The following is a 23686-nucleotide window of genomic DNA, read 5'->3' as shown; positions in this document are numbered from 1 at the left end:
TGTTATAGGCGAATGGCGTGAATTGCTGAGGCCAGAATGGCTTTGGCACCCATTTCGTAGAGCTCGTCCATAATGCGGTTCATGTCCTTTTTCTTGGCCATGGAGCGCACTGCCACCCAGTTATCGTCGGCCAGCGGAGAGATCGTTGGCGATTCCAGACCGGGGGTGACTTTCAGGGCGGCGTCCATGTGTTCGCGCGGCACGTCGTAATCAACCATGACGTACTCGCGGGCGACGAGCACGCCGTGCAGCCGCTGGATAAGTTTATCCAAACCCTGCGGGTGTTTACCGGTTTGACCAATGAGGACGGCCTCGGAACGCAAAATGGGTTCACCCAAAATTTCCATCCCGGCCGCTTTGAGCGTGGAACCCGTTTCGACCACATCCGCGATGGCATCTGCCACCCCGAGTTTAACCGAGGATTCCACGGCTCCGTCCAGGTGCACGATGCGATCGGTCGCAATCTCGGAATCCTGCAGATAATCTGACAGCAATCCGTCGTACGAGGTCGCAATGCGTTTGCCCGCTAACTCCTCTACCGAGGAGTAAACACCGGCCGGTGCGGCAAAGTGGAAGGTGGAGCGAGCAAAGCCCAGCGCCATCAACTCTTCGGCTGCATCGCCGACTTGGGCGTCTAGGAAGAGATCGCGACCGGTCAGCCCGGCATCCAGGGAGCCTTTGGCGACGTAGATGGCGATGTCTCGAGGTCGCAGATAGAAAAATTCGACACTGTTATCCGGGTCTACGAGCACCAGTTCTTTGGAATCTCGACGTTGCCGGTAGCCAGCTTCGATGAGTGTCTCACGAGCCGCATCAGACAACGAGCCCTTGTTGGGCACAGCAATGCGCAACATTATGCCTTCGATTCTCCTCGTTAAAGGTGTTTGTAGACGTCGTCCAAGGAGATACCTTTTGCCAGCATCATGACTTGGAGGTGGTAGAGCAGTTGGGAAATTTCCTCTGCTGTTTCGTCATTGGTTTCATAACGTGCCGCCATCCAGACTTCGGCAGCTTCTTCGACGACTTTCTTGCCGATCGCATGCACCCCTGCGTCGAGTTGGTGGACCGTCCCGGAGCCTTCCGGGCGCGTGCGCGCTTTTTCAGTCAGTTCGGCAAAGAGTTCTTCGAAGGTTTTCACAGTACTAGCGTAGTGGTTTCTGTGTGCTTGCGTTGACAAGGGCGCACTAAATGACGAATTTTTATGTCGCTTTCTGTCCGGTCTCAGATACTTCTTGGATTGTCGGATCCGGCATCAGGGTTTCCACGGCTGGTTTTTCGCGGTTACGGGCCCGTGCCCAGACGAAAAAGCCGACCAGCGTAAAGACCCCGTAAAACAAATACATAAACGCTGAGGCATAGTAGCCGGCAGAAAAGAGCAGTGGCACGCCGACGATATCCACGGCCACCCAGATAAGCCAGAATTCGACCCAGCCTTTGGCCATGCCGTAGGTTGCCAACAATGACCCGACGAAAGTCCAGGCATCTGCCCAGACCGGTTCAAAGGAACCCAAGACACGGAACAGCGGGGTGAGCAGGATGGTCCCGCCGATGAGGATCACGACTAACCGGATCCGGACCGTCCAGGAGGCCCACTGAGGCACAATGGCTGTTTCCTGACCGGAGGTTGATCGTTGGGTTTTGGCCTGTCTCCATTGGCGCCAGCCATAGATCGACACGGCGATAAACATGATCTGGCGACCGGCCTGGCCTAGGAGGTTTGCGGTATCGGCTCCGCCAAACAGACTGCCAAGAAAGACGGTCAGCAGTGTGACGTTGCCAATGATGCCAACCGGCCACGCCCAGACTTTGCGGCGCATCCCACCCAGCGCAGATGCCAGACCGAAGACATTGCCGAAGACTTCTCGCATGAGTAGCCCACCGCCAGCAACCGGGATGGTCCAATTGAACAGGTCAAGAAGCCACTGCATGGTGTTCTCCCTCGGTTAGCTTTGCGCGTCACGTGCCAGAGCACGCAAATCGTCAATGGCTTGAGCTGGATCGTCTGCGGAATAGACGGCTGAGCCAGCGACGAAGACGTTCGCGCCGGCTTCGGCGGCGCGTTCGATCGTATCGGGGGCCACTCCCCCGTCGACCTGTAACGCGATGGGCACTCCAGCATCTTCGATAGCTTGACGTGCCCGGCGTATTTTCGGCAGGACGACGTCGAGGAAGGATTGGCCGCCAAATCCTGGTTCCACGGTCATCAACAACACCATGTCCAGTTCGGTGAGCATATCCATGTATGGCTCAATCGGGGTAGCTGGTTTCAGCGCCATGGCCGCTTTGGAGCCTCGGGCTCGTAGCTCACGTGCCAGCCGAATTGGGGCCCCTGACGCTTCGACGTGGAAGGTCACCGATTCGGCACCCAGATCTGCGTAGTCGGGTGCCCACCGGTCGGCGTCTTCGATCATCAGGTGAATATCCAGTGGCTTTTCGGTGGCGGCGCGGATGGCTTTGACAACGGGAACACCCATGGTCAGGTTGGGAACGAAATGGTTATCCATGACATCGACATGGATCGCATCAGAGTTGTCGACGCGGGCGATCTCTTCGGCTAGGCGGGCGAAATCTGCAGAAAGGATTGACGGGTGGATGTGCATGCCGGTCACAGGCGAGCTCCTCGGGGGTGTCTCAAGGTGGTGGTTTAGCGGGTTAGAAGCGCGAAGAACATGGCATCGGTGCGATGCAGATCAGGCCACAGTTGGGCGGTATTGGCATCGGTGTCGCCAGCGGTAATGGACTCGCGAGCTAATACCGAACCATCGTCATCCTGGTGAGCGACCTGTTGTAGCGCCGAGGCAGAGTCCAACAGCGTGACGTCAGGCTGGCGTTTGAGTAAATCATTGACCTGCAGGGTGGTCTCGGCGATATGTGGCGAACAGGTCACATAAGCCAACAAGCCGCCAGGCTTGAGCATGGCAAGTGCCGCGTCGAGCAATTGAGATTGCAGCTGGGTCAGGGTGGCCAGGTCCTGGGGAGTTCGCCGCCACCGCGATTCGGGACGACGACGCAGCGCTCCCAGACCCGTACATGGTGCGTCCAATAAGATGCGGTCGAATCGTTGCGCGTTGGCCGGATCCGCAGCCAAGGCGGTACCGTCTGCCACACTCGTGGTCCAAACATCCTCGTTGACAACGCGTAACGCTTGTGTCACGAGTTTAGTGCGGTGCTCGGAGACATCATTGGCTTGTAACGTGGCGCCGTGGGCTTGGGCTAGAGCGGCTAGTACCGCAGCCTTGCCACCGGGTCCGGCGGCCATGTCTAACCAGGCTTCACCTGCGGTAACGTCCCGGGCGCCAACCAGCGCCCTGGCTGTGAGTTGCGAGCCGATATCTTGCACGCGCACCGTGCCGTCTGCGACCCCGGGGATCCGGCCGGCATCTCCGCCGGAATAGACCGCGGCATCTGGAGCTAGCGGGGACGCTTCGGCGCCGTATTCTAGGACGGGCTCAAGGTCACCGATGCCAGGCAGGGCGATGAGGTTGAGTTCTGGCGCACTGTTATTGGCTTCCAACACCGAGCGGAAATCCTCTACGTTGCGGCCGTTGGTCACCAGGGATTGTTTGACCGCCCGCAGGATCCATGGTGGATGGGCATAACGGATCGCCAAATCCTGGTCGGAGTCTCCTGGTGCCAACTCCTCAAGCCATTCTTCCAGCGTGCGCTGGCTGACCTTACGTAAGACCGCATTGACGAACCCGGATGGGCCGGTACCGATCTGGTCACGGACTAGCGCGACCGTGGTATCCAACGCGGCGTGTGCGGGTACGCGCATGTTCAGCAGCTGATGGGTACCAAGCCGTAACGCATCCAACACGGGCCGATCGAGTTTTTTCAGGGAGCGATCGACACACCGTGCCAAAATCGCGTCGTATGTGCCGAGAGATCGGAGGGTGCCATAAGTGAGTTCCGTTGCGAACCCGGCGTCTTGTCGATCCAGTTTGTTGCGGCGAATACGGGTGGGAAGTACTAGGTTGGCGTAGGCGTCTTCGTGCGTAACGGCCTGTAAAATCTGAAAAGCGGTTAAACGCGCCGGATCGGTCGCGCGCTGCCGCTGGGAGGGGGCTTTCGCCGAGTACTGGCGTGGCCGCCCAGACCGGCCGCGGTTACGTTGCCGGCCTTTGGTGTTGCGGCGCTGTTGAGTCGAATCTTCGTCTGCCAAACCTTCGTCCTTAATGCTGAGGGAACTCATCCGGGTTTGTCGCGGACGTATGCATCCGAACAGTATCTTCCACGCCGCGAGCCCAGTCAGTAGCGGCCATCATCTTCTTGCCGGATGGCTGCACCTCGGTGAGTTCAATGACACCATCTTGACATACCAACAGGACTCGATTGGATTCGAGCACGAATTCACCGGGCTGTTTCGTGGTTTCCACCGCATCGGAGACCGGTCGGGCACGGCCGACTTTAAACCGGGCGGCTTGCGTGCCGCCGACCTCAAGCATGCCCCAGGCGCCCGGAGCGGGAGACGCCCCATTGATCAGTCCGCGTACCGCATCTGCTGGCTGTGCCGGATCGATCTTGACCTGTCTGCTGGTAAGTTTCGGAGCCCAACTAGGCTCGCCGTCTTGAGGGATGGCTTGTGCCGTGCCGGACTGAATTTCCCTCAGGGTATCGGTTAGCAGGGTTGCGCCTTGATGTGCCAGATCCGCTAACACCTCGCCTGCGGTTTCATCCGGTGCAAGGTCTCGGGTCAGGGTCGAGAACACCGGTCCGGTATCTAAACCGGCTTCGAGTTGGAAAACCGCAGCACCGGTGCGAGGTTCTTGGTTGATAATGGCCCACTGGACCGGAGCAGCACCCCGGTAGGCGGGTAACAACGAGAAATGCAGATTTACCCACCCGTTGGGCAACATATCGAGCACCTCTTGAGGCAGCAGACCACCATAGGCAACGACGGCACCAAGATCAGGTTGCAAAGCAGCGATCTCTTCGACGGCTTGTTGGCCTTCTGGTCCGGTGAGCCGATCGGTTTTGATCACGGGTAAGCCCAGTTCTGCGGCGCGGGCTGCAACAGGTGACGGGGTCAAAACGCGTTTGCGTCCGACTTTGGCATCCGTTCGGGTCACTACCCCAACTACCTGGTGCCCGCCCTCAATTAGTGCTTCCAATGACGGGACTGCAGGGGCGGGTGTCCCAGCGAAAAGAACTCTCATGAACGACCTTTGCTCGGGGCTTGACGATCGGATGGGCCGGTTCCAAAAATGGAGCTAATTTCGGCCGAGCGTGCAACGTTGACTCGCTTGGTGGCTTCTACGAAAGATCGTGAGGCCATTGCCCGACGGGCCTGGCGGAATTCGGCGTCTTCGAGGCGGTCGACAAACAACAACCCTTCCAGATGGTCTACTTCGTGTTGAAGCATCCGGGCAAACAGACCTTCACCTTCGTACGCGACGGGCCTACCTTCGAAGTTCACACCGTGAACCTTGGCGTATTGCGCCCGCGGTGGCGTGTAGTACAGCTCCGGCACTGACAGGCAACCTTCTTTGGGTTCGTGTTGTGGCGGTCCCCACGTCTGGATGACCGGGTTGATCACATGACCCTGCCGGTTCTCGAGGTTGAAGACAAATAGCGCGTGACTCATCCCCACTTGGGGCGCCGCAAGGCCGACCCCTTCAACCGCGTCCATGGTTTCGTGCATAGAGTCGATGAGTCGACGCAGGCCCGTTGAACCATACCGACTGGAGTCGACCAGCGTGGTTTTGCTGCGCAGCACAGGGTCGGGAACAGTCCGGATTGTTAAGATACTCACGGAATAAGACTACCCAAGCTCGCTTCAGGATTGGTGCGGGGCCACCACAGGCGGTCCCAGCGGCTGCAACGGCTTTGGCGCCACGTTGACGGCCTGCTGATATTGCCAGACCTGACGCAACGCCCAAAATTTCTGCCAGTATTGCGGCAACGTCTGGGGATTCGCCTGGTAGGCCACGACCTCGGTTTCGCCGATGGCCACACCCAGCAGCATCGCATCTTGGCCATATGCCCACGACTCCCAGGTACCCGCTGCGGGGTCGACAAGCGATTCTTCGGCTTTATATCCGGCGGCCAGCTGCATCACGACATTGTCATTGAGAGGCTTCACTCTGCCAGACCGGTCCGTGCCGCGGGTTTTGAAATCGATCAGACACGTCCGGCCGCCAATCTCTGCGACCAGATCGAGTGTCCCGGCGTACCCGACTGTGTGATTCCACACGGTGATTTCCGCAGCGAGCGGTTTAACCTGAAAATTCTGCCACCACTCATCGAAACGATCAGCAAAGGCTACTTCGTTGTGTTGGGCCAGGATCTCGCGTGCTTCAGCCATGGTGTGCGGCTCACCCAATGCACGCAGTGCGACCTGCTCTGCGTAGTTATGAACTCGATCCCCGCGCGCTGCGGCTTCGTCGCGGAAACGTTCTGCGGCGTCATTGCACTGGCGGGCTAACGTTTTGAGTTTTGCCGGTGAACCCACAGCCTCCGACAGCCGGGCGTCGGCAATGAGCGTCGAGGTAGCCATGTGGCTTGCCCAGCCGGTGAGATCGAGTGCTTGCAGCCCGATGACGGTGGTGATTGATGGGACTTCAGGCAGTCCCGTCAGCGAGCGAGAATACATTCGTCCGGCATCTGTTTGATGCGCGAGCTGTGGTTGAGTCATAGTTCCTATTATGGTCCATTCGAAGGACACGGTAAGTGTTTCAGTCCGACACGAAAAACGATCGAGAGGCTGATTTGCGCTTTCGAAATTTTATTGGGTATAGTTCTTATCTGTTGGACACACGGTGAACAAACACAAAACAGTTTTTCGCTAGTGTTCTGCGGATGTAGCTCAGCTGGCTAGAGCACCACCTTGCCAAGGTGGGGGTCGCGGGTTCGAATCCCGTCATCCGCTCGCAACACCCTCAGGGTGGGGTGGCCGAGTGGTGAGGCAGCGGCCTGCAAAGCCGCGTACGCGGGTTCGATTCCCGTCCCCACCTCGATCGGATTTCCGAGATGGCAGCAAAGATGCTATCGTAGGTATCTGCAAGAACTTGGGTTTCACTATGTGGAACACAAGCGCGATTGGCGCAGTTGGTTAGCGCGCTTCCCCGACACGGAAGAGGTCACTGGTTCGAGTCCAGTATCGCGCACAGGATTACATTGAGTAATTCACGCGGATGTAGCTCAGCTGGCTAGAGCACCACCTTGCCAAGGTGGGGGTCGCGGGTTCGAATCCCGTCATCCGCTCTGTTGCTGCTATGAGGCTTTGGTGAAATTCACCAAAGCCTCATTTGCGTTATGTGACTCTCACGCGAACGAAGCTTTCTGGGTGTTTGATATCATGTTCGAGATCACAGAACGCCAGCAATATTGCTGCGCCGATCCTCCACAGAGGCATTCCCGAACCAGATAAAGCCCACCGGTCCCCAGGACAGCTCTCAGTCCTGCGCGCTGACCTTTATGCCTGGGATGGTACCGACGAGGACTGTGGTTCCGCTGTATTAGAGGGCTTTTTCTCCAAGATGCCCTTCGCGTGCCAGGGCGGTCATTCGAGACACAGTTCGGAAGTATTTTTTCATGTAACCGCCGGCCATCATGTCTTCGGTGAACAGCTCCTCGAAAGGAGCCCCCGAAGCTATAACCGGCACGTCTTTGTCATATAGCCGGTCGGCTAATACGACAAAGCGCAGGGCCATGGCCTGCTCGGTGATCGTGGAGACATTACTGAGCACGAGGACATCGACATCTTTGACCATTTCACGGTAGCGCGAAGGGTGCACCCGGGACAGGTTCTTCGTCAGAGCACCCCAGTCATCGAAGGCAAACACTTCGTCGTCAGGGAAGTTCGCCTTAGCCGTCTCCAGTTCCTTGCCGACAGCTACCGGTTCAGGGGCACGCTCGAGCCCGCGGTGACGGTAATCTTCACCATCGATGCGTACGGTCTCGAACTGATCGGAAAGCACTTGGATTTCCCGTTTGAAGTCTTGGGCAGCAAAGCGCCCCTCCCCCAGCGCGCCGGGCAACGTATTCGAGGTCGCGGCGAGCTTTACGCCAGCATCGGAGAGCTCGCGCATCAAACGCGACATGAGCACAGTATCGCCTGGGTCATCGAGTTCGAATTCGTCAATGCACACCAACGTGTATTCTTTGAGCACTTCTACGGTTGTTGTGAAACTCAGCGCTCCGACAAGGTTGGTGTACTCCACGAACGTACCAAACGCTTTGCGACCTGGCGCTGCGTGCCATAAAGACGCCAACAGGTGGGTTTTACCCACCCCAAACCCACCGTCCAGATAGATACCGTTGGGCTGGCCGTTGCCATTCTTCCCAGCATTTTTCGGTTTGCGCTTGAATTTTGAGAAGAAACCACCCGACTTTTTTGCCGGTGTCATCGTGGATGCAAATTCTCGTAGCCGATCCACTGCACCGGCCTGTGAGGGATGCGCGGGATCAGGGATATACGTGTCGAAAGAAACTTCACCGAAGCGGTATGACGGGTGGAAGCCCGCCAGGAGTTCTTCGGAGGAAACCTGCGGGTTCCGCTCCGATAGAGCTACGATTTCTGCCACGTTGTATCCAATCCATTGAGTTCGGTCTAACGTCAAGCACCGAATGGGTGCTCAACCTCTCCATCCTAAAACGCAGCCCACCTGCCGCGGCACTGTTACTTCGAAAGCGCCCGTAGAAGTAGTAGTGTGACGCGGGCCGTCGTAATTAACACACAGGCTTGTATCCTTAATTTGTATACGTGTCACATGCCGATGGCAACTCACAACGAAAGGGCCTCTCGCTTCATGACTACCTCAGTTCCGGTGGAACAATCCGACTACGCGCACCCAGAAAAACTCGTCTCAACAGCTTGGGTAGCGGAACACAAGGACCATCCCAACGTCGTTGTTCTAGAGTCGAATGAAGATACTCTGCTCTATTCGACCGGGCACATTCCCGGGGCCATCAAAATTGACTGGCACACCGAGCTGAACGATCCCGTCACCCGTGATTTCATCGGACCGGAGGGCTTTGCCAAAATGGCTGCCTCAAAGGGCATCAGCCGCGACACGACAGTTATTTTCTACGGTGATAAGTCAAACTGGTGGGCTGCCTATGCGCTGTGGGTCTTTACACTCTACGGGCACGAAGATGTCCGCCTGATGAATGGTGGCCGAGACAAGTGGATTGCGGAAGGCCGCGAAATCACTCGCGAGGTCCCAGATGTCACTGAAGGTGACTACCCGGTTGTCGAACGCGATGACTCAACCGAACGTGCCAACAAAGCACAGGTATTAGACAGCATCGGCAAACTGCCACTGATTGATGTCCGTTCCGCCGCCGAATATACCGGGGAAACCACGCACATGGCGGGCTACCCACAAGAAGGCACCCTGCGTGGTGGCCACATCCCGACCGCCGAATCGGTGCCATGGGCAACCGCGGCCAATGAGGATGGCACCTTCAAATCCCGCGAAGAGCTGACCAAGGTCTACGCGGAGGATGCAAACCTGGGCCAAACCGATCAGGTCATTGCGTACTGCCGAATTGGTGAGCGCTCAGCGCACACCTGGTTTGTGTTGCGTTACTTGCTCGGATATGACTCCGTACGAAACTACGACGGCTCCTGGACTGAGTGGGGCAACAGCGTCGGCGTACCGATTGTGGTTGGTGCAGAGCCCGGCCAAGCGCCAAGCTAAGACTCGTTGACCTATTTCGCCGGTGCTGGGAGTGATCCTGGCACCGGCGAAATATTTTAACCCCCGCGGGCGTTAGAATGAACGGTGGATCATTGCCGTAGAAAGGATCCTATGCCTGCGCAAACCATTGAGGTTCTTGACGAACTCATCGCTGACTTCCAAGACCTGCCCGAATCCGACCGTCTCGAACTGCTGTTGGAGTTCTCCGATAATCTTCCAGAACCACCGGAACGCTATGCCGGTCACGAAGATGAGATGGAACAGGTCACCGAATGTCAGACACCGCTATTTTTGGCTGTGGAATACTCCGACGAAGAAGATCCGATCGTCACACTGATTATCTCGGCTCCGCCTGAAGCCCCTACAACTCGCGGCTTTGCTGGCGTCCTCATTGAGGGACTATCAGGTCAGCGTGCCTCAGAGATCCTGACAGTTCCGGACGATATCCCGAATAGGCTCGGGCTGACCAACGCGCTGACACCGCTGCGCCTTCGAGGTATGAGCGCGCTCTTAGGTCGTATTAAGCGGAATATCACCACGCATTTGTCATAAGCTCGGTCCGGCAAACTCGTGCCACCCCGGCAATCGCTGCGCTAGTAACTTCCAACATGTGGCACCGGGTCTATGAATACGACCATGGCAACACGACCGCTCGTTATGGCCACGAAGCCGTCGAAAAACTAGCCGTCGATCCTCAGCGAGTGGCTAATGCGCTCGTGGCGGTGGCCGACAAAGTAGACTTCACACGACTGAGCATAACTTTAGGTGCGCGCACCGTGCGGATGGCAAATATTCGTCGCGAACGTCTAACCTCGCATTCCCGTGGCCTGCCCTCGGGTAGCAGTTAAAGCCTCTGCGATGGCGTTCTCCATGGCCTGTAGTGCTTCGGAAATGGCTGGTTCTTCGTGTTCGGCTTCTGCATGGAACTCAGCTAACCGGGCTTTCACTTCTCTATTCTGCAGGCCTGGAAAGATACTGGGCAGCACATCTGTGGAATACAGCAGTTGTACTAATGGCCAGGTGGTCGCATCCAGGGCGGTATCTCGTCCAAGCAGGGTGGCTCGGAGCCTGACATACATGTCCATCCGTCCATAGGACTCGTTGGGGACCATCCTGGTGCGTGGAAACATCCCCAAAAACTTCTTTTTGACCACCGTGATTTCTTCACGAAACTCCAGCATCCTCACCACCGCGTCCATGAGTGCCGGACGCGAGAACCGGTTGATCCACTGCTCGGCGTCTTGGTTCTCGGGAGCGTCTTTCATAATCTGGAGGACGGTATGTAATGGCTGTTCGAGCTCTGCTTCGTGGTGGGAATTGACCATCACCACATCCCGGGTGACATACAGACAGCCGCGTCGTGCCAAGTCCGTGAGGACCGCACCGGCTAATCCGATACGAACGGTACGTAGCGGAGCTTGGAGCTTGCCTCCATCATCCAGACAGCTCAGCAGATAATATTCTGCCAGGTTCAACGGCCGCGGTTGGGCTTCTCCAGGTGAAGACATCATACGTCCATTGTCGCGGTTTTTGAGGCCGTTGTGTAGGACTGGCCATACTCCGTGGCGAAGACGACTATTCTTTGTGTTGTGCTGCTTGCTTTTCACGGAATTGTTGCGCTTCGGCCTGCCACGCTTCGGCGATAATCGAGCGCATATCACCGATAGTGCCCGTGACATTTTTTGTTTGCGCGATGATGGGAAGGAAGTTCCCGTCGCCGCCCCAACGCGGGACAATATGTTGATGCAAATGCTCAGCGATGCCAGCTCCGCCGACTTTGCCCTGATTCATCCCAAGGTTGAAGCCGGCTGCCCGGGACACGGTGCGTAACACCTGCATCCCGATCTGGGATAACTCCGCGAATTCGGCTGTTTCTTCGACCGTGAGGTCAGTGTAGTCGGGTACGTGACGGTATGGGCACACCAAGAGATGACCCGGGTTATACGGATAGAGGTTCATCACCACGTAACACGTTTTACCGCGGGTCACGATAAGAGACGCTTCATCATCACGTTGCGGTGCGGCACAAAATGGGCAGGACGCCTCATCGGTGACCTGACTTTGTCCCTTGGACACGTAAGCCAACCGATGCGGCGTCCATAACCGTTCAAAAGCATCCGGCGTCCCAGCTAATACAAAATCATCGGTGGATTCTGCATCGTGATCTGTACTGCGGTCTGCCATGGAGTGTTACACCTGCTGACGCTGCTCGACTGCGGCGACGATACGCTCGATGGCGTCATCCACCGGCACGCCATTGTCCTGGGAGCCGTCACGATACCGGAACGAGACGGCATTCGCTTCGGCGTCTTCCCCACCGGCAATGAGCACAAACGGTGCCTTATGTTTTGCTGCGGTGCGAATCTTTTTCGGGAACCGATCGCTGGAGCTGTCCACGCGGGCACGAATACCGCGGGCTTTGAGCTTGTCGACGATATCGAACAGGTAGTCGTTGAAGGCATCTGCCACGGGGATGGCAATGACTTGTTCTGGGGCGAGCCAAGCGGGAAATGCGCCAGCGTAGTGCTCGGTGAGCACCCCCATGAAGCGTTCAATTGAGCCAAACAAGGCACGGTGGATCATGACTGGGCGCTGGCGGGTGCCGTCGGCAGCCTGGTATTCCAGATCAAAACGTTCCGGAAGGTTGAAGTCCAGCTGAATGGTCGACATCTGCCAGGTGCGCCCTAGCGCGTCGCGTGCCTGAACAGAGATCTTCGGACCATAGAAGGCCGCACCACCCGGATCATCCACCAGTTCGAGACCGGATTCGGTTGCGACTTCGGCCAATACCTGCGTGGCATTATCCCAGACCTCGTCACTGCCCACGTATTTTTCTGGGTCCTTGGAAGACAGCTCGAGGTAGAAATCATCCAACCCGTAATCTTTGAGCAAGTCCAGCACGAAGTTCAACGTGGTGGTCAGCTCGTCTTTCATCTGGTCTTCGGTGCAGTAGATGTGAGCATCATCTTGGGTCATGCCGCGCACTCGAGTCAGCCCGTGGATTACCCCGGATTTCTCGTACCGGTAGACCGAACCGAATTCGAATAAACGCAGTGGCAGCTCACGGTAAGAACGGCCTCGTGAAGCAAAGATCAAGTTGTGCATCGGGCAGTTCATGGGTTTCAGGTAGTAATCTGCCCCGGCACGGGTGACTTCCCCAGTGTCTTCGTCGCGCACTTCGTCGACGTGCATGGGCGGGAACATGCCCTCGGCGTACCATTCGAGGTGCCCGGAGGTCTCATATAAGTTTTGTTTGGTGATATGCGGGGTGTAGACGAACTCATAGCCAGCTTCCTCGTGGCGCTGGCGTGAGTAGTCTTCCATTTCCTTGCGCAGGATCCCACCCTTGGGGTGGAAAACCGGCAGCCCCGAACCCAGCTCGTCCGGGAACGAGAACAGGTCCATTTCGGCACCAATTTTGCGGTGGTCGCGACGTTCTGCTTCGGCAATGCGTTCCTGGTAGGCCACCAAATCTTCTTTCGATGCCCATGCGGTGCCGTAGATCCGCTGAAGCTGCGGGTTGTTTTCTGAACCTAGCCAGTAGGCCCCGGCGGCACGAGTCAGCGAAAAACCGTTGGCGATCAGCTTGGTGGACGGAATATGGGGGCCGCGGCAGAGGTCGTACCACACGACTTCACCTTTACGGTCCAGGTTGTCGTAGATGGTGATGTCCCCTGCACCGATCTCTACGGAGGCACCTTCCGCAGCGGCTTCTTCATCGTGCTGACGGTCTAGCAGCTGCAGCTTATATGGCTCATTTGCGAGTTCTTCACGGGCCTTGGCTTCGTCTACGGCGCGACGATCGAACGTTTGACCTGCTTTGACGATGCGCATCATGCGCTTTTGGATCTGTTTGAGATCCTCGGGGGTGAAGGGTTCGTCGACATCAAAGTCGTAGTAGAAACCATCTTCGATATATGGCCCAATGCCCAACTTGGCGTCTGGATACAGCTCTTGGACCGCTTGCGCCAGAACGTGAGCGGTCGAGTGGCGCAACACTTCCAGACCTTCTTGGTCGGTGATGTCCACGCGCTCAACTGTGGCTCCGTCGGGAATGGCACGGAACAGGTCCTGCAGGGTCCCGTTGACCTTCATAACTACCGTAGTTTTTTCCGCACCGAATAATTCGGTACCGGTGGTACCTTCAGCGACCTGCATGGTTTGGTCGTCTACGGTAATGGTGATTTCTTGTGGTTCGGCCACGTGCCACTTCCTCCTTGGGTTAGGCTCAAAAATCCGGTGGCATACTGGACCACCGACAAGCCATCCGCCAGTCTATCTTTTTGCAGACCGCTTTGCAGGTTCATGAGCTCACTGGTCTTCCAGTTGAATATCAATCACAACCCGCACGGGCGATTCCAACACCGAGACGGCATAGGGACGTTGCTGATCTAACCCCAGATAGTAGGTACTAGTGGCTTCCCACGGCGCGAAACTCACCACCGCTTCAGTGGCCTGGGTGTCGAGATCTTCGAGATGGGCGCCATGTTCCAGCATGTCCGGTGGCAAATCGAGCGGGTCCGTGGTGCCCGACAGGGTGACTTCCAAGTACGCACCAGAACCGGTATCAACGAGCGTGCCAATGCCCGGCTCTCGTGGCTCAGCTGTGTATTGCGTGAAGAAGCTGGGCTGGCCGGTGCCGGCGTGTTCAATGACGATACGTTCAAACCCGTCGTGTACTGCAGTCCGGACGGCTGTGGGATAGATGTTGGAAGTCTCGCCATATTCTGGCCACCCGGAGGAGTGCTGGTTTTCGGTAGAGAACTCACCGACGGGGGCAAGCGTGGTTTCTGGACTCTGTTCGTCGGTGGGCTCATCCGGGGTCGCGGTTGGTGAGCCGGTCGTGGGCGAGTCACTAGGCGAGGCCTGTTCAGGTGTGGTGGGCGAAGGTGAAGGCTGCGGTGATGTCTGGTCTTCAGTGCCGCAGCCGGTGAACCATAGTCCAGCTGCACAAAGTATCGCTACTATCCTTGGCGGTGTTCGGTGCGTGGCCATCGCGATCCTTTTATCTGGTGGCATACGGTTTGTGCACCCCACGATAACGTACTGAAGCGTCCACGTCAGGAGCTAGGGCCCGCTGTCGCAACTGGCTTTGGTGGACAACCGGTGGGGCTGGTTGTTCCGGTGATTTCGCAAGCCATTGCGCCCAGTGGCTCCGTTGTGTATCCCAGTAGTCAGGGTCAGGCAATGAGGCTGGATCGTGCATATCCCAGGCGCGGATGGCCTGCAGGGTGATACCGCGGGTTCCGGTGCGTCTGGTGGTGCCTTCAATGAGCATTAATCGTGCGGAGAACAGGATGTCGCCGGTGGCGTGTTGGGCTTGAGCAAAAAAGGAGGTGTCAACCACCCCGGTGCCATCATCAATGGAAATAAATACCACCCGATTCCCCGAGCGCATCGGTGGGGTCTGGGTTGCTACGCGCACACCGGCAACCATCACACGGGTATGGTTTCGCAGCTTCAAGAGCTGATCTGCCGGCGTGGTGCCCAGCGCATCCAGATAAGGTTTATGGGACTGCATCAGATGCCCGGTGGCATCGATAGCGGTCAGATCCAGCTCAGTGCGGATTCGTTGTTCTGCTGTTGGTTCAGGAAACAGTGCCGGCAGTGTTTCGAGTTCGGTGTCGCCCAACGGGAGGGCTTGTTGTCCTTCGATTTGTGGGCGTCCGAGACGCAGACTGCGGCCGGTGCGGTCCCGTCTGGTCGGTGAGTGTAAGAATTCTAAGTGATGGACCAGATCGGTACGGCTGATGCCGGTGGCCGGTAGCAAGCAATCGAGTGCGCCAAGTTGGGCGAGGTGTTCAAGGCTCTTTTTACTCAACCGAGCTCGGTCCCGGATATCTGCCAAACTGTCAAAGGGTTGGGCCCGTTCGATGCGTTGCATTTCTTTGTGGGTCAGCCCCAACACGGTGGTCAGGGCCAGCCGAATCCCCCACCGATGGCCAGACGGGTGGGGATGTGGAAGCGGTTCTAATCGCATCTGCGTGGTGGAGCGATTGATATCGACCGGCAAGATCTCGATACCCATCCGGCGGGCTTCAGCTACCATCAGTCGCTGCGGATACATGCCGGGGTCGTGTTCTAGGACCGCGGCCATAAACGCTGCTGGATAGTGGGTTTTCAACCAGGCAGATTCGAAGGTGGGGATGGCAAAGGCCGCGCCATGGGCTTTGCAAAACCCGAATGAGCCAAACGCCGCGAGGGTCTCCCACACCTCGTCGATGACGTCGATATCCCAGCCACGTTCCATGGCTTTGGCTCGGAAATAAGCTTCAACCTCAGGTTGTTCATCAGAGCCGAGGCGGCGGCGAAATTCATCAGCTGCGGCCAGCCCGCAACCGGTCATGGCATCAAAGGTTCTCAGCAGTTGTTCATGGAAAACCGTCACCCCGTGAGTTTCTTCCAGGATGGGTTTCAGTCGCGGGTGTGGGTAGTGGGCCGGGGCTAATTGGTGGCGGTAATCCAAGAAAGGGCGGACCATATCGGATTTCATGGGCCCGGGTCGAAACAGTGAGATATCGATGATCAGGTCGGTGATGGATTCGGGTTCGAGTTTGCCAATGAGCTCACGCTGGCCAGGCGACTCAATTTGGAAACAGCCCAGGGTATGGGTGGTTTTGATCATCTCGTAGGTGGCCGGGTCATCATGGGGCACTGTTTCAAGGTCGATGTGTTCTCCGGTGGTGCGCTGAATTTCTTCGATCGCATAGGCGATGGTGGACTGCATGCGTACCCCAAGCACATCGAGTTTGAGCATGCCCATCGGGTCCATGTCGTGTTTATCAAACTGGCTCATAGGCAATCCCATCCCGGAGGCTTCTACCGGGGTCCGGTCCAGCAAGGTGGCATCTCCGAGAATGACCCCGCAAGGATGCATCGAAATATGTCGGGGTAACCGGTCGAGTCGTTCTGTCAGATCCACGAGCAAATCAAGTTGTTGATTGCCCGATTTGCGGCTGTTTTGCACTTGGGCCGCAAAGTTTTGCAGTTCTGGCATATGCTCGAGAGCTTGGCGGAAGTCGGAAGCGGAGAAGCGCCACAATTTTTTGGCCAGGTGATCTACCTGCTCGCGCTCTAGACCAAGCGCTCGGCCTGCATCACGGACCGCACCGCGCACGCGGTACCCGTTTTGCATGCTCATCAGCGTGGTGCGTTCCTGACCGAACCGGTCAAAGATCGCATGATAGATTTCGTGTCTGCGAGCGGATTCCACATCAATGTCGATATCGGGCAGCGTGGATCGGTCTTGCGATAAGAACCGTTCAAAGATCAGGTCGTGTTCGATCGGGTCGACGTGGGAAATTCGTAACGCGTAGTTCACTAGGGAGGACGCACCGGAACCTCGAGCAGAGACTCTCACCTGACGGTCTTCGATCATGGAAACCACTTCGGCAACGGTGAGGAAGTAACTGGAAAAGCCCAGGTTTTCAATAATCTTGAGTTCGTGGTCGAGCCGGTCAAGTACTCGATCATATGGGGCCCCTGCGGGATCTAAGTGTCGGAACCTGTGGGCCAGCCCTGCTCGGGCGCGTTGCGAGAGCACAGTATTTGGCTCACCGTCGATACCGATGACATCAAATTCTGGGACTCGCGGCTGTCCCCAGCCGAGATCTTGGGCCGGATCCAGCGCGCAGGTCTCGGCTAACCGTTGGGTCGTCTCGAGTAGTTGGTGAACCGCCGCAGCACCGAAACCTGCTTCATAGACGATCTCCTTGGCGAGAGCATGCATGTCGTGGGCAGATTTAAGCCAGCCTTGACCATTGGGCTGCATATCGGTCAGGGTATCGAGACTGGACAGCGCTCGGGCGGCATCCACCACATCGGCGGTGGCGGCGCCGTCCGGGGTCGCGTACCGGACGGCGTTGGTCAAAACAGCTGGCAGGTCAAGGTCGGTGCTGGCGCGCAACATCCGCACAGCTTGTGCGGTGGACAGGCGCTTTGACGGCAGGGACAAGTGGGACACGATTTCCGTGTACAGTGCCCGAGCTGGCAGGGCCCTCTTCCATAACCTCAAGCGGGTACGCCCCGCGGTGTATTTGCGCTGGACCATTAGCGCCCCGACGTCCGAACCGGGACCTACCAGCACCTTCAGCACTGCCTCAGGCCCAGCGGCGCGAGCTAACTGCGAGACATAGATATAGGGCGTTTGGTCGGCCCCGAGTTGCGTGTGCGCCAGTGAGATCAATCGCACCAGGGCCTGGTACCCGGCTCCAAGATTTTGAGCTTGGCCGTACCCGGCCTGGGCCGCATTGGCTGCCAAGATCGTGACCCTGCCGGCTGGTAGGGGTTGACCATCTGCAGTGCTGGACGGGTCCCACATCACCGCAAGGTTCACCCCCACCACCGGAGCAATATTATGGGCCACGCAGGCTTTGAGGTGTTTGGCCATCCCGTAGAGTCCGTCGCGATCTGTGCAGCCCATAATCTGGGCGCCATCGGCTGCCGCAACAGCTACCAGCTCTTCGGGCCAAGACACCCCGAAGTGGGCAGAATATGCGGTGGTGACGTTGAGATGGGCAAAACCAGGTGCCATGATTAGGCGACTTCATCCAATCGCAGGGCGTCGTGGACTTGCACCAGACGCCAGCGACCTGACTCAATATGGTGTGAAATATCCAAGGTCAATACCGGAGCATTCTGTGCCCGAGACAGACCAACTTGGACCCGCCAAACCTGATAATCCACCAGTCCAGGACCGTGTCCGAGAGCTGCCCGGTATTCTTCGGCCCACCACCGACGACGCACATACCAACGCTGTGGTTGCGCTTTGACCGTATAGGACCGGCCACCGTACATCAGGTGTAACGGAACACCAGCGGTGGTGCAGGTGACCTCAATGGATTGTGTGAGTGTGCCCATGGCAAACCCCTTCCTGATCAGTGGTTTCAGTACGCTATGTTGTTCGTGCTCTCAGCATAAAAATTAACAGGGACACGATAAGCCGGACTGTTGTTGTACCGGAGGAGCATTCATAATGGGTCCATGACCAACTCAGCTTTCGATGCGGCACTCTCCCCACTGCTCGATGCATCCCGTCTGACCGGCGTCTCGGTTGTAGCCGGGCGTGTCGTGACCACCGTCCAGCAACTCAAACAAGATCGCACCGGATATGTGACGCAGCTGTGGGATGTCACCGAGCACCCGATGCAGCTGACCTTTGCGGATGATTCGGTCTCGGCGGTAGCACCGGCCCGTGACGGGCGCATCTTTTTCTTATCATCTCGAGACTCGGCCGCCGCCGACCCGGATACTCCCGCGGCGGCCGGCGCAAAACTCTGGGTGCTCCCCGCCATGGGTGAACCCAGCATCGTGGCCCAACGGGCCTGGGGTTTTAGTGGTCTGCAAGTAGCCAACGACAAACTAGTCGTTGCCATGCAGTGGCACAGTGGTGCGGCTACCCATCAAGAACATGAAGAATTGGCCGCAACCCGGGACAAAGCAAAGGTCTCCGGAGTGGTCTACTCCCAGTTCCCAACGCGCTACTGGGATCAAGATCTGCCACAGGGCCGGACCGTTTTGGGCATCGCTCTGCTCCCAAGCCCTGGGGAGCGCCCCGAGTTCATTCGGATCGATCTACCAGCCGGGCGGTTAGTAAACTGGCACCTTGATGCGGCCGCCACGCACGCGGTGGTCACCATGGCACAACACCGCGGCAACACCCCCGACGACGTAGAAACCCAGGTGCTGTATCGCATCGACTTTGTCACCGGTCAAGCCACTGAATTACTCACCTCGACGTTGCACCAAGAATTCAGCGCCGGCACTATCAGCCCGGATGGCACTCGCGCGGTTATCAATATCAGCACCCCGTGGCGTGACGGTACAAACCTGTCAGTGTCCGCCGGGATCATGGATCTTCGCAGTGGTCAGTTGCAAGCCCTGTGGCCCGACTTAGACCGATGGGTCTCGCCCGAGTGGCTAACCAACTCCCACCTGATTGCCACAAGCGACGACGAAGGTGCCGGCGCAATCTTTACGGGTGGCCTTGGCGACGCCCAGCCCACCCGGATGACCACCGCGGTGGACACCTGGCAGCCACATCCGGAGCTCGAAACGGCTCGAACATATACCGCGCTTGCCACCGACCCGCAGGTCAACACTGACACCGCAGCGCCCGTCTATGCCATCTCCTCCGGTGTAGCCGCAAGCCCACAACTGGTGCGATTTGAGCTTAATCCAACCGCGCCAGCAATCACTGAACCCGAGGTGGTTCATAGTCCGGCGACTGCGTTGGCATCACCGGGACGTTTGACCACTGTGAGCACCAGCGCTGAGGATGGCACCCGCGTGCGCTCGTGGCTACGGTTACCTGAGGGAGACGGCCCATTTCCGATGGTGGTATTTGTCCACGGCGGACCGTGGGGGTCCTGGAATGCCTGGACGTACCGGTGGAATCCCGATCCATTTGTTGCTGCCGGCTATGCGGTGCTGCTCCCGGACCCGGCGATCTCGACCGGGTATGGTCAGCACATGATCGACCGGGGCAATCAGCAACTCGGTGGTACACCGTTTACCGATCTGATGCAGCTGATCGATGCGGCCGCAGCCCGCGATGATATTGATGCCGCCAATGTTGCCGTGGCTGGTGGATCCTACGGCGGTTATCTAGCCAACTGGGTCGCCGGCCATACCGGGACGAAGTTCCGCTGCATCATCACGCACGCCTCGCTGTGGGATACCAATGTGATGGGCCAAACCACCGATAACGCGACCTGGGACCGGGCGATGGCCCCGCAGACGCAGTATTCCCCGCACCACTATGCTCACCAGATTGCGGTGCCAATGTTGGTGATCCACGGAGATAAAGACTATCGGGTCCCCATCGGCCAGGCCCATCAGCTGTGGCATGCCCTGCACACGGTTACCCCCGCTGTGACCGATGCTGACGGTAAATCCGCACACCGGTACCTCTACTTCCCCGATGAAGGCCACTGGATTCTGGGTCGTGGCAATGCCGAGGCGTGGTACAAGGTGTTCTGCAACTTCTTAGATGTGCACCTGCGCGATGCACCCGAAGAATACCCGTCCGAATTAGGGTAAAGCCACGCCTAAACCAGCGTGTGTTGACCACCGGTCGGGTCAAACGGTTCAATAAGTTCCGGCCCGTTATTGCGCACCGATCCCACGGCAGGATCTACCGGATACATTTCCCACTGGCTGGCCACGTCATAGGCGCCAGCTACCACGGCGTCCACCAGGTGTGCTGCTTCATCTTTGGTGACGTCACCGGCCGAAAGCCATTCGTCCATCATCGCCCGGCTCATGGGCAATGGCAGCCGATCATGCAAGCCAGCCAGTTCGTCAAGGATCGGCGGCTCTGCGCCGGGTTGTGGTGAGGGCCCGGTGAGAATTGTGGTGGACAAAATCCAGGGAGCATCATCATCGGCTGCAGGATCTTTCCACCACTCATAGAGGCCTGCAAAAAATATTGGTGAGCCGTCTTTGGGACGAACGAAATATGGTTGTTTGCGCTCGCCCTTGGTCTCTGGCGCTAGCCATTCGTAGTAGCCATCCACGGGGATGGCGGCGCGGCGGGCTTTGACCGCAGACCGGAATGAGGGCTTGTCGACGACGCTTTCGGAGCGTGCATTAAAGGTCCGCTGCCCGAAAGACAGTTCCTTGGCCCAGCTCGGGACCAGACCCCAGCGAGCCAAATATAGGTGCCGCTGCCAGGGGGTGGTCGGGTCTTGGGGCTCCTGCGGGTGTTCTACCACCACCGGGACGTCCTTGGTGGGGGCCACGTTGTAATCGGGACGCAGCTCTTCGAAATTGACTGTATCCGCACCGGTAGCTGCCATGAGATCTCCGATGGCTCTTGCCATTACATACCGTCCGCACATGTTTCTAGTATGCCAGGCTCTCGGTTGAGTTAGCGAGACAGTGTTTGTACCCCAACAGCGATCAGGGGGTGCCGCGTCGAACCAACCATGGCTAAAGATTCGCCGATATGCTCAGATAGTGTGTGACTGCCCCCTCTTCACCTGGGGGCACATTTATGACCTTGAGGAGAATATATGGCGTATAAAGTTCAAGCCGCCGTCGTACGGGCCAAGGATGCCCCTGTGACCATCGAAACCATCATCGTGCCAAAACCTGGTCCCGGTGAAGTCGTCGTCGATGTTTCCACCTGCGGGGTATGCCACACCGACTACCTCTATGTAGAAGGTGGCGTGGGCGACAACTACCCGTACCTGCTGGGCCACGAATCCACTGCGGTCGTATCCGAAATCGGCGAAGGCGTCACCAACGTAGCCGTCGGCGACAAAGTGATCTTGAACTGGCGCGCCGTGTGTGGCGAATGCCGGGCCTGCAAGAAGGGCGATTTGAAGTACTGCTTCAACACCCACAATGCTGAGCAGAAAATGACTTTGGAAGACGGCACCGAACTGGAAGCCGCCCTGGGCATTGGTTCATTTGCCGAAAAGACGCTGGTTGCTGCCGGGCAGTGCACCAAGATTGACGCAGATCTGGAAGACGATCAGGACGCTGCCGTAGGCCTGCTGGGCTGTGGCGTGATGGCCGGTATCGGTGCCGCCATCAATACCGGTGAGCTCAAGCGCGGTGAATCCTTAGCTGTCATCGGTTGTGGTGGGGTCGGTATGGCCGCCATTCAGGGTGGCAAACTCGCCGGCGCAACCAAGATCATCGCCGTCGATATTGACGATGCGAAACTGGAACAGGCCAAAACCCTGGGCGCTACCCACACCGTGAACTCGAAAGAAGTCGACGCGGTCGAAACGATTCGCGAACTCACCGACGGCTTCGGTGCAGACCTCGTCGTCGAGGCTGTCGGACGCCCAGAAACTTATGAACAAGCGTTCTACGCACGCGACCTGGCCGGCCGAGTGGTCCTGGTTGGCGTACCGCACCCAGATATGAAACTCGAACTGCCCCTGGCTGATGTCTTCAGCCGCGGTGGTTCGCTGAAATCCTCCTGGTACGGCGATACCCTGCCATCGCGCGACTTCCCAATGCTGGTCGATCAGTACCAGCTGGGTAGGCTGGATTTGGATGCCTTCGTCACCGAACGCATCACAATCAACGAAATTAACGAAGCATTCGACAAAATGAACGCTGGCAAAGTCCTGCGTTCAGTGGTGGAGATGTAAATGGCAAAGATTGAAAATATTATAACCTCAGGTACCTTCTCGCTTGACGGTGAAACTCACAATGTTGACAACAACGTCTACGTTGTCGGAGACGACCAGAACGTCATTGTCATTGACCCAGCCCACGAGGTCGACAAAGTCCGTGAAACCATCGGCGGGCGTAGCGTCTCGGCGATCTTGCTGACCCACGGTCACGACGACCACATTTCCGAGGTCATCAAACTCCGCGAAATGGTCGACGCTCCAGTACTGATTCATAAAGATGATCAGATGCTCTGGGACGCAACCCATCCAGACGAGCAGCCCGATGGCTACATCAGTGACGGAGATACATTCGATATCGCCGGTGTCACCCTGACTGCGATTCACACCCCGGGCCATTCCCCTGGTTGTGTCGTGTTCCACGCACCTGAACTTGAAGGTGGCGTCCTATTCTCGGGTGACACCTTGTTCAACGGTGGCCCCGGCGCGACCGGACGCTCCTACTCGGACTTCGACACCATTATCGAATCCATTAAGAACAAGATTTTCCCGCTGCCAGAGCACACCAAAGTGCTCACCGGCCACGGCGATTCGACGGTCATCGGTGAAGAAAAACCGCACCTGGATGAATGGATCAAGCGCGGCCACTAATTCCGCCAGTGCATAAGACGGGCTCCACAAATCTGCAGAGGATTTGTGGAGCCCATCGCGTTAACCGCATAGGAAAGCATTCTTGGGTGGCAGGATAAAGAAACCCACCACGCTAGAACCAAGAAGAGAGTCGCAACTATGCCGCGTTTAGCAAGCAGTGCGGACTATATCTTCAACCTCAGGCCATCGTTGACCATGCTGAAGAGACCGCGGCCGCTGGGCTCAAAGCCACAAAGACTGGCATAACCTTTTCACCTCGGAAACCAATCCCAGGGGATCTCGTCAGGCGCTTAGCTCGGA

Annotated in this window: 21 protein-coding genes and 4 tRNA genes; 9 read left to right on the top strand and 16 right to left on the bottom strand. The window is 57.5% G+C overall.

Going from position 1 to position 23686, the window contains the following annotated elements; genetic code table 11:
* Positions 1-2: 2 nt before the first annotated feature.
* From hisG to J2S62_RS06600, 8 genes are all read right to left on the bottom strand, one after another.
* The gene (gene hisG / locus J2S62_RS06635; RefSeq protein ID WP_310172820.1) at positions 3-854 is read right to left on the bottom strand and encodes an ATP phosphoribosyltransferase; all 852 of its coding nucleotides are present in this window, start codon (positions 852-854) and stop codon (positions 3-5) included.
* Positions 855-874: 20 nt separating this feature from the next.
* Positions 875-1138, bottom strand: a complete 264-nt coding sequence (locus tag J2S62_RS06630) for a phosphoribosyl-ATP diphosphatase (protein ID WP_310172817.1) — start codon at positions 1136-1138, stop codon at positions 875-877.
* 61 nt (positions 1139-1199) lie between these two features.
* On the bottom strand, positions 1200-1928 hold the full coding sequence (gene pnuC / locus J2S62_RS06625; RefSeq protein ID WP_310172814.1) for a nicotinamide riboside transporter PnuC: 729 nt from the start codon (positions 1926-1928) through the stop codon (positions 1200-1202).
* 15 nt (positions 1929-1943) lie between these two features.
* Entirely contained in the window at positions 1944-2600 is a 657-nt protein-coding gene (rpe, locus tag J2S62_RS06620) for a ribulose-phosphate 3-epimerase (protein ID WP_310175759.1), read from the bottom strand.
* Positions 2601-2644: 44 nt separating this feature from the next.
* Positions 2645-4162 carry an RsmB/NOP family class I SAM-dependent RNA methyltransferase gene (locus tag J2S62_RS06615; RefSeq protein WP_310172813.1) on the bottom strand — a complete coding sequence of 506 codons (1518 nt, stop codon included), beginning with the start codon at positions 4160-4162 and terminating at the stop codon, positions 2645-2647.
* Positions 4163-4172: 10 nt separating this feature from the next.
* Entirely contained in the window at positions 4173-5156 is a 984-nt protein-coding gene (gene fmt / locus J2S62_RS06610) for a methionyl-tRNA formyltransferase (protein ID WP_310172811.1), read from the bottom strand.
* Complete coding sequence (def, locus tag J2S62_RS06605) at positions 5153-5752, bottom strand: peptide deformylase (protein WP_310172809.1); 600 nt, start codon at positions 5750-5752, stop codon at positions 5153-5155. Before def ends, fmt begins: the two co-directional genes overlap by 4 nt.
* Positions 5753-5776: 24 nt before the next feature.
* On the bottom strand, positions 5777-6634 hold the full coding sequence (locus J2S62_RS06600; RefSeq protein ID WP_310172807.1) for a cytochrome: 858 nt from the start codon (positions 6632-6634) through the stop codon (positions 5777-5779).
* A gap of 160 nt (positions 6635-6794) precedes the next feature.
* Between J2S62_RS06600 and J2S62_RS06595 the strand changes: the two genes are divergently transcribed.
* The 4 genes from J2S62_RS06595 (at position 6795) to J2S62_RS06580 (ending at position 7203) form a co-directional block, all read left to right on the top strand.
* Positions 6795-6868, top strand: a tRNA-Gly gene (locus tag J2S62_RS06595).
* 14 nt (positions 6869-6882) lie between these two features.
* Positions 6883-6953 (top strand) — tRNA-Cys (locus J2S62_RS06590).
* 79 nt (positions 6954-7032) lie between these two features.
* A tRNA-Val gene (locus tag J2S62_RS06585) sits at positions 7033-7106 on the top strand.
* Positions 7107-7129: 23 nt separating this feature from the next.
* Positions 7130-7203, top strand: a tRNA-Gly gene (locus J2S62_RS06580).
* Positions 7204-7457: 254 nt separating this feature from the next.
* Here the strand turns inward: J2S62_RS06580 and zapE are convergent.
* On the bottom strand, positions 7458-8525 hold the full coding sequence (gene zapE, locus J2S62_RS06575; RefSeq protein ID WP_310172804.1) for a cell division protein ZapE: 1068 nt from the start codon (positions 8523-8525) through the stop codon (positions 7458-7460).
* 225 nt (positions 8526-8750) lie between these two features.
* On the opposite strand from zapE, the gene J2S62_RS06570 reads away from it, so the two are divergent.
* Both J2S62_RS06570 and J2S62_RS06565 read left to right on the top strand, forming a co-directional pair.
* On the top strand, positions 8751-9644 hold the full coding sequence (locus tag J2S62_RS06570; RefSeq protein WP_310172802.1) for a sulfurtransferase: 894 nt from the start codon (positions 8751-8753) through the stop codon (positions 9642-9644).
* 111 nt (positions 9645-9755) lie between these two features.
* Positions 9756-10196 (top strand): SufE family protein, encoded by a 441-nt coding sequence (locus J2S62_RS06565; protein ID WP_310172800.1) that lies wholly within the window; start codon positions 9756-9758, stop codon positions 10194-10196.
* A 254-nt stretch (positions 10197-10450) separates the two neighbouring features.
* Here the strand turns inward: J2S62_RS06565 and J2S62_RS06560 are convergent, their stop codons facing one another.
* The 6 genes from J2S62_RS06560 to J2S62_RS06535 form a co-directional block, all read right to left on the bottom strand.
* On the bottom strand, positions 10451-11155 hold the full coding sequence (locus J2S62_RS06560) for a GOLPH3/VPS74 family protein (protein ID WP_310172797.1): 705 nt from the start codon (positions 11153-11155) through the stop codon (positions 10451-10453).
* A gap of 64 nt (positions 11156-11219) precedes the next feature.
* On the bottom strand, positions 11220-11828 hold the full coding sequence (locus tag J2S62_RS06555) for an HIT family protein (protein WP_310172794.1): 609 nt from the start codon (positions 11826-11828) through the stop codon (positions 11220-11222).
* A 6-nt stretch (positions 11829-11834) separates the two neighbouring features.
* On the bottom strand, positions 11835-13847 hold the full coding sequence (gene thrS / locus J2S62_RS06550) for a threonine--tRNA ligase (RefSeq protein WP_310172790.1): 2013 nt from the start codon (positions 13845-13847) through the stop codon (positions 11835-11837).
* A 108-nt stretch (positions 13848-13955) separates the two neighbouring features.
* Positions 13956-14639 carry an AMIN-like domain-containing (lipo)protein gene (locus J2S62_RS06545; protein ID WP_310172788.1) on the bottom strand — a complete coding sequence of 228 codons (684 nt, stop codon included), beginning with the start codon at positions 14637-14639 and terminating at the stop codon, positions 13956-13958.
* 10 nt (positions 14640-14649) lie between these two features.
* Entirely contained in the window at positions 14650-18177 is a 3528-nt protein-coding gene (locus tag J2S62_RS06540) for a DNA polymerase III subunit alpha (protein ID WP_310172787.1), read from the bottom strand.
* A 2-nt stretch (positions 18178-18179) separates the two neighbouring features.
* On the bottom strand, positions 18180-18503 hold the full coding sequence (locus J2S62_RS06535; RefSeq protein ID WP_310172783.1) for a DUF6504 family protein: 324 nt from the start codon (positions 18501-18503) through the stop codon (positions 18180-18182).
* A 123-nt stretch (positions 18504-18626) separates the two neighbouring features.
* On the opposite strand from J2S62_RS06535, the gene J2S62_RS06530 reads away from it, so the two are divergent.
* The gene (locus J2S62_RS06530; protein WP_310172780.1) at positions 18627-20684 is read left to right on the top strand and encodes a S9 family peptidase; all 2058 of its coding nucleotides are present in this window, start codon (positions 18627-18629) and stop codon (positions 20682-20684) included.
* A gap of 8 nt (positions 20685-20692) precedes the next feature.
* On the opposite strand, the gene J2S62_RS06525 is transcribed toward J2S62_RS06530, so the two are convergent.
* Entirely contained in the window at positions 20693-21484 is a 792-nt protein-coding gene (locus J2S62_RS06525) for an SOS response-associated peptidase (RefSeq protein ID WP_310172777.1), read from the bottom strand.
* A 174-nt stretch (positions 21485-21658) separates the two neighbouring features.
* Here J2S62_RS06525 and J2S62_RS06520 point away from each other — a divergent pair, with 174 nt between their 5' ends.
* Both J2S62_RS06520 and J2S62_RS06515 read left to right on the top strand, forming a co-directional pair.
* A complete protein-coding gene (locus J2S62_RS06520; RefSeq protein WP_310172775.1) occupies positions 21659-22753 on the top strand; it encodes an S-(hydroxymethyl)mycothiol dehydrogenase in 1095 nt (364 codons plus the stop codon).
* On the top strand, positions 22754-23386 hold the full coding sequence (locus J2S62_RS06515) for an MBL fold metallo-hydrolase (RefSeq protein ID WP_310172772.1): 633 nt from the start codon (positions 22754-22756) through the stop codon (positions 23384-23386). It abuts the gene before it with no gap.
* Positions 23387-23686: the final 300 nt, after the last annotated feature.

Origin of the sequence: Enteractinococcus fodinae (assembly GCF_031458395.1) — a bacterium.
Classification (GTDB): Bacteria; Actinomycetota; Actinomycetes; order Actinomycetales; family Micrococcaceae; genus Yaniella; species Yaniella fodinae.
Note: the sequence above shows the minus strand (reverse complement) of the source record. Positions and strands in the feature narration are given on the sequence as shown.

Bases quoted from the DNA above. Each gene is read 5' to 3' on its own strand.
- hisG (WP_310172820.1), bottom strand. From the start codon at position 854: ATGTTGCGCATTGCTGTGCCCAACAAGGGCTCGTTGTCTGATGCGGCT.
- pnuC (WP_310172814.1), bottom strand. From the start codon at position 1,928: ATGCAGTGGCTTCTTGACCTGTTCAATTGGACCATCCCGGTTGCTGGC.
- rpe (WP_310175759.1), bottom strand. From the start codon at position 2,600: ATGCACATCCACCCGTCAATCCTTTCTGCAGATTTCGCCCGCCTAGCC.
- fmt (WP_310172811.1), bottom strand. From the start codon at position 5,156: ATGAGAGTTCTTTTCGCTGGGACACCCGCCCCTGCAGTCCCGTCATTG.
- J2S62_RS06600 (WP_310172807.1), bottom strand. From the start codon at position 6,634: ATGACTCAACCACAGCTCGCGCATCAAACAGATGCCGGACGAATGTAT.
- J2S62_RS06570 (WP_310172802.1), top strand. From the start codon at position 8,751: ATGACTACCTCAGTTCCGGTGGAACAATCCGACTACGCGCACCCAGAA.
- J2S62_RS06565 (WP_310172800.1), top strand. From the start codon at position 9,756: ATGCCTGCGCAAACCATTGAGGTTCTTGACGAACTCATCGCTGACTTC.
- J2S62_RS06560 (WP_310172797.1), bottom strand. From the start codon at position 11,155: ATGATGTCTTCACCTGGAGAAGCCCAACCGCGGCCGTTGAACCTGGCA.
- J2S62_RS06555 (WP_310172794.1), bottom strand. From the start codon at position 11,828: ATGGCAGACCGCAGTACAGATCACGATGCAGAATCCACCGATGATTTT.
- J2S62_RS06545 (WP_310172788.1), bottom strand. From the start codon at position 14,639: ATGGCCACGCACCGAACACCGCCAAGGATAGTAGCGATACTTTGTGCA.
- J2S62_RS06540 (WP_310172787.1), bottom strand. From the start codon at position 18,177: ATGGCACCTGGTTTTGCCCATCTCAACGTCACCACCGCATATTCTGCC.
- J2S62_RS06535 (WP_310172783.1), bottom strand. From the start codon at position 18,503: ATGGGCACACTCACACAATCCATTGAGGTCACCTGCACCACCGCTGGT.
- J2S62_RS06530 (WP_310172780.1), top strand. From the start codon at position 18,627: ATGACCAACTCAGCTTTCGATGCGGCACTCTCCCCACTGCTCGATGCA.
- J2S62_RS06525 (WP_310172777.1), bottom strand. From the start codon at position 21,484: ATGTGCGGACGGTATGTAATGGCAAGAGCCATCGGAGATCTCATGGCA.
- J2S62_RS06520 (WP_310172775.1), top strand. From the start codon at position 21,659: ATGGCGTATAAAGTTCAAGCCGCCGTCGTACGGGCCAAGGATGCCCCT.
- J2S62_RS06515 (WP_310172772.1), top strand. From the start codon at position 22,754: ATGGCAAAGATTGAAAATATTATAACCTCAGGTACCTTCTCGCTTGAC.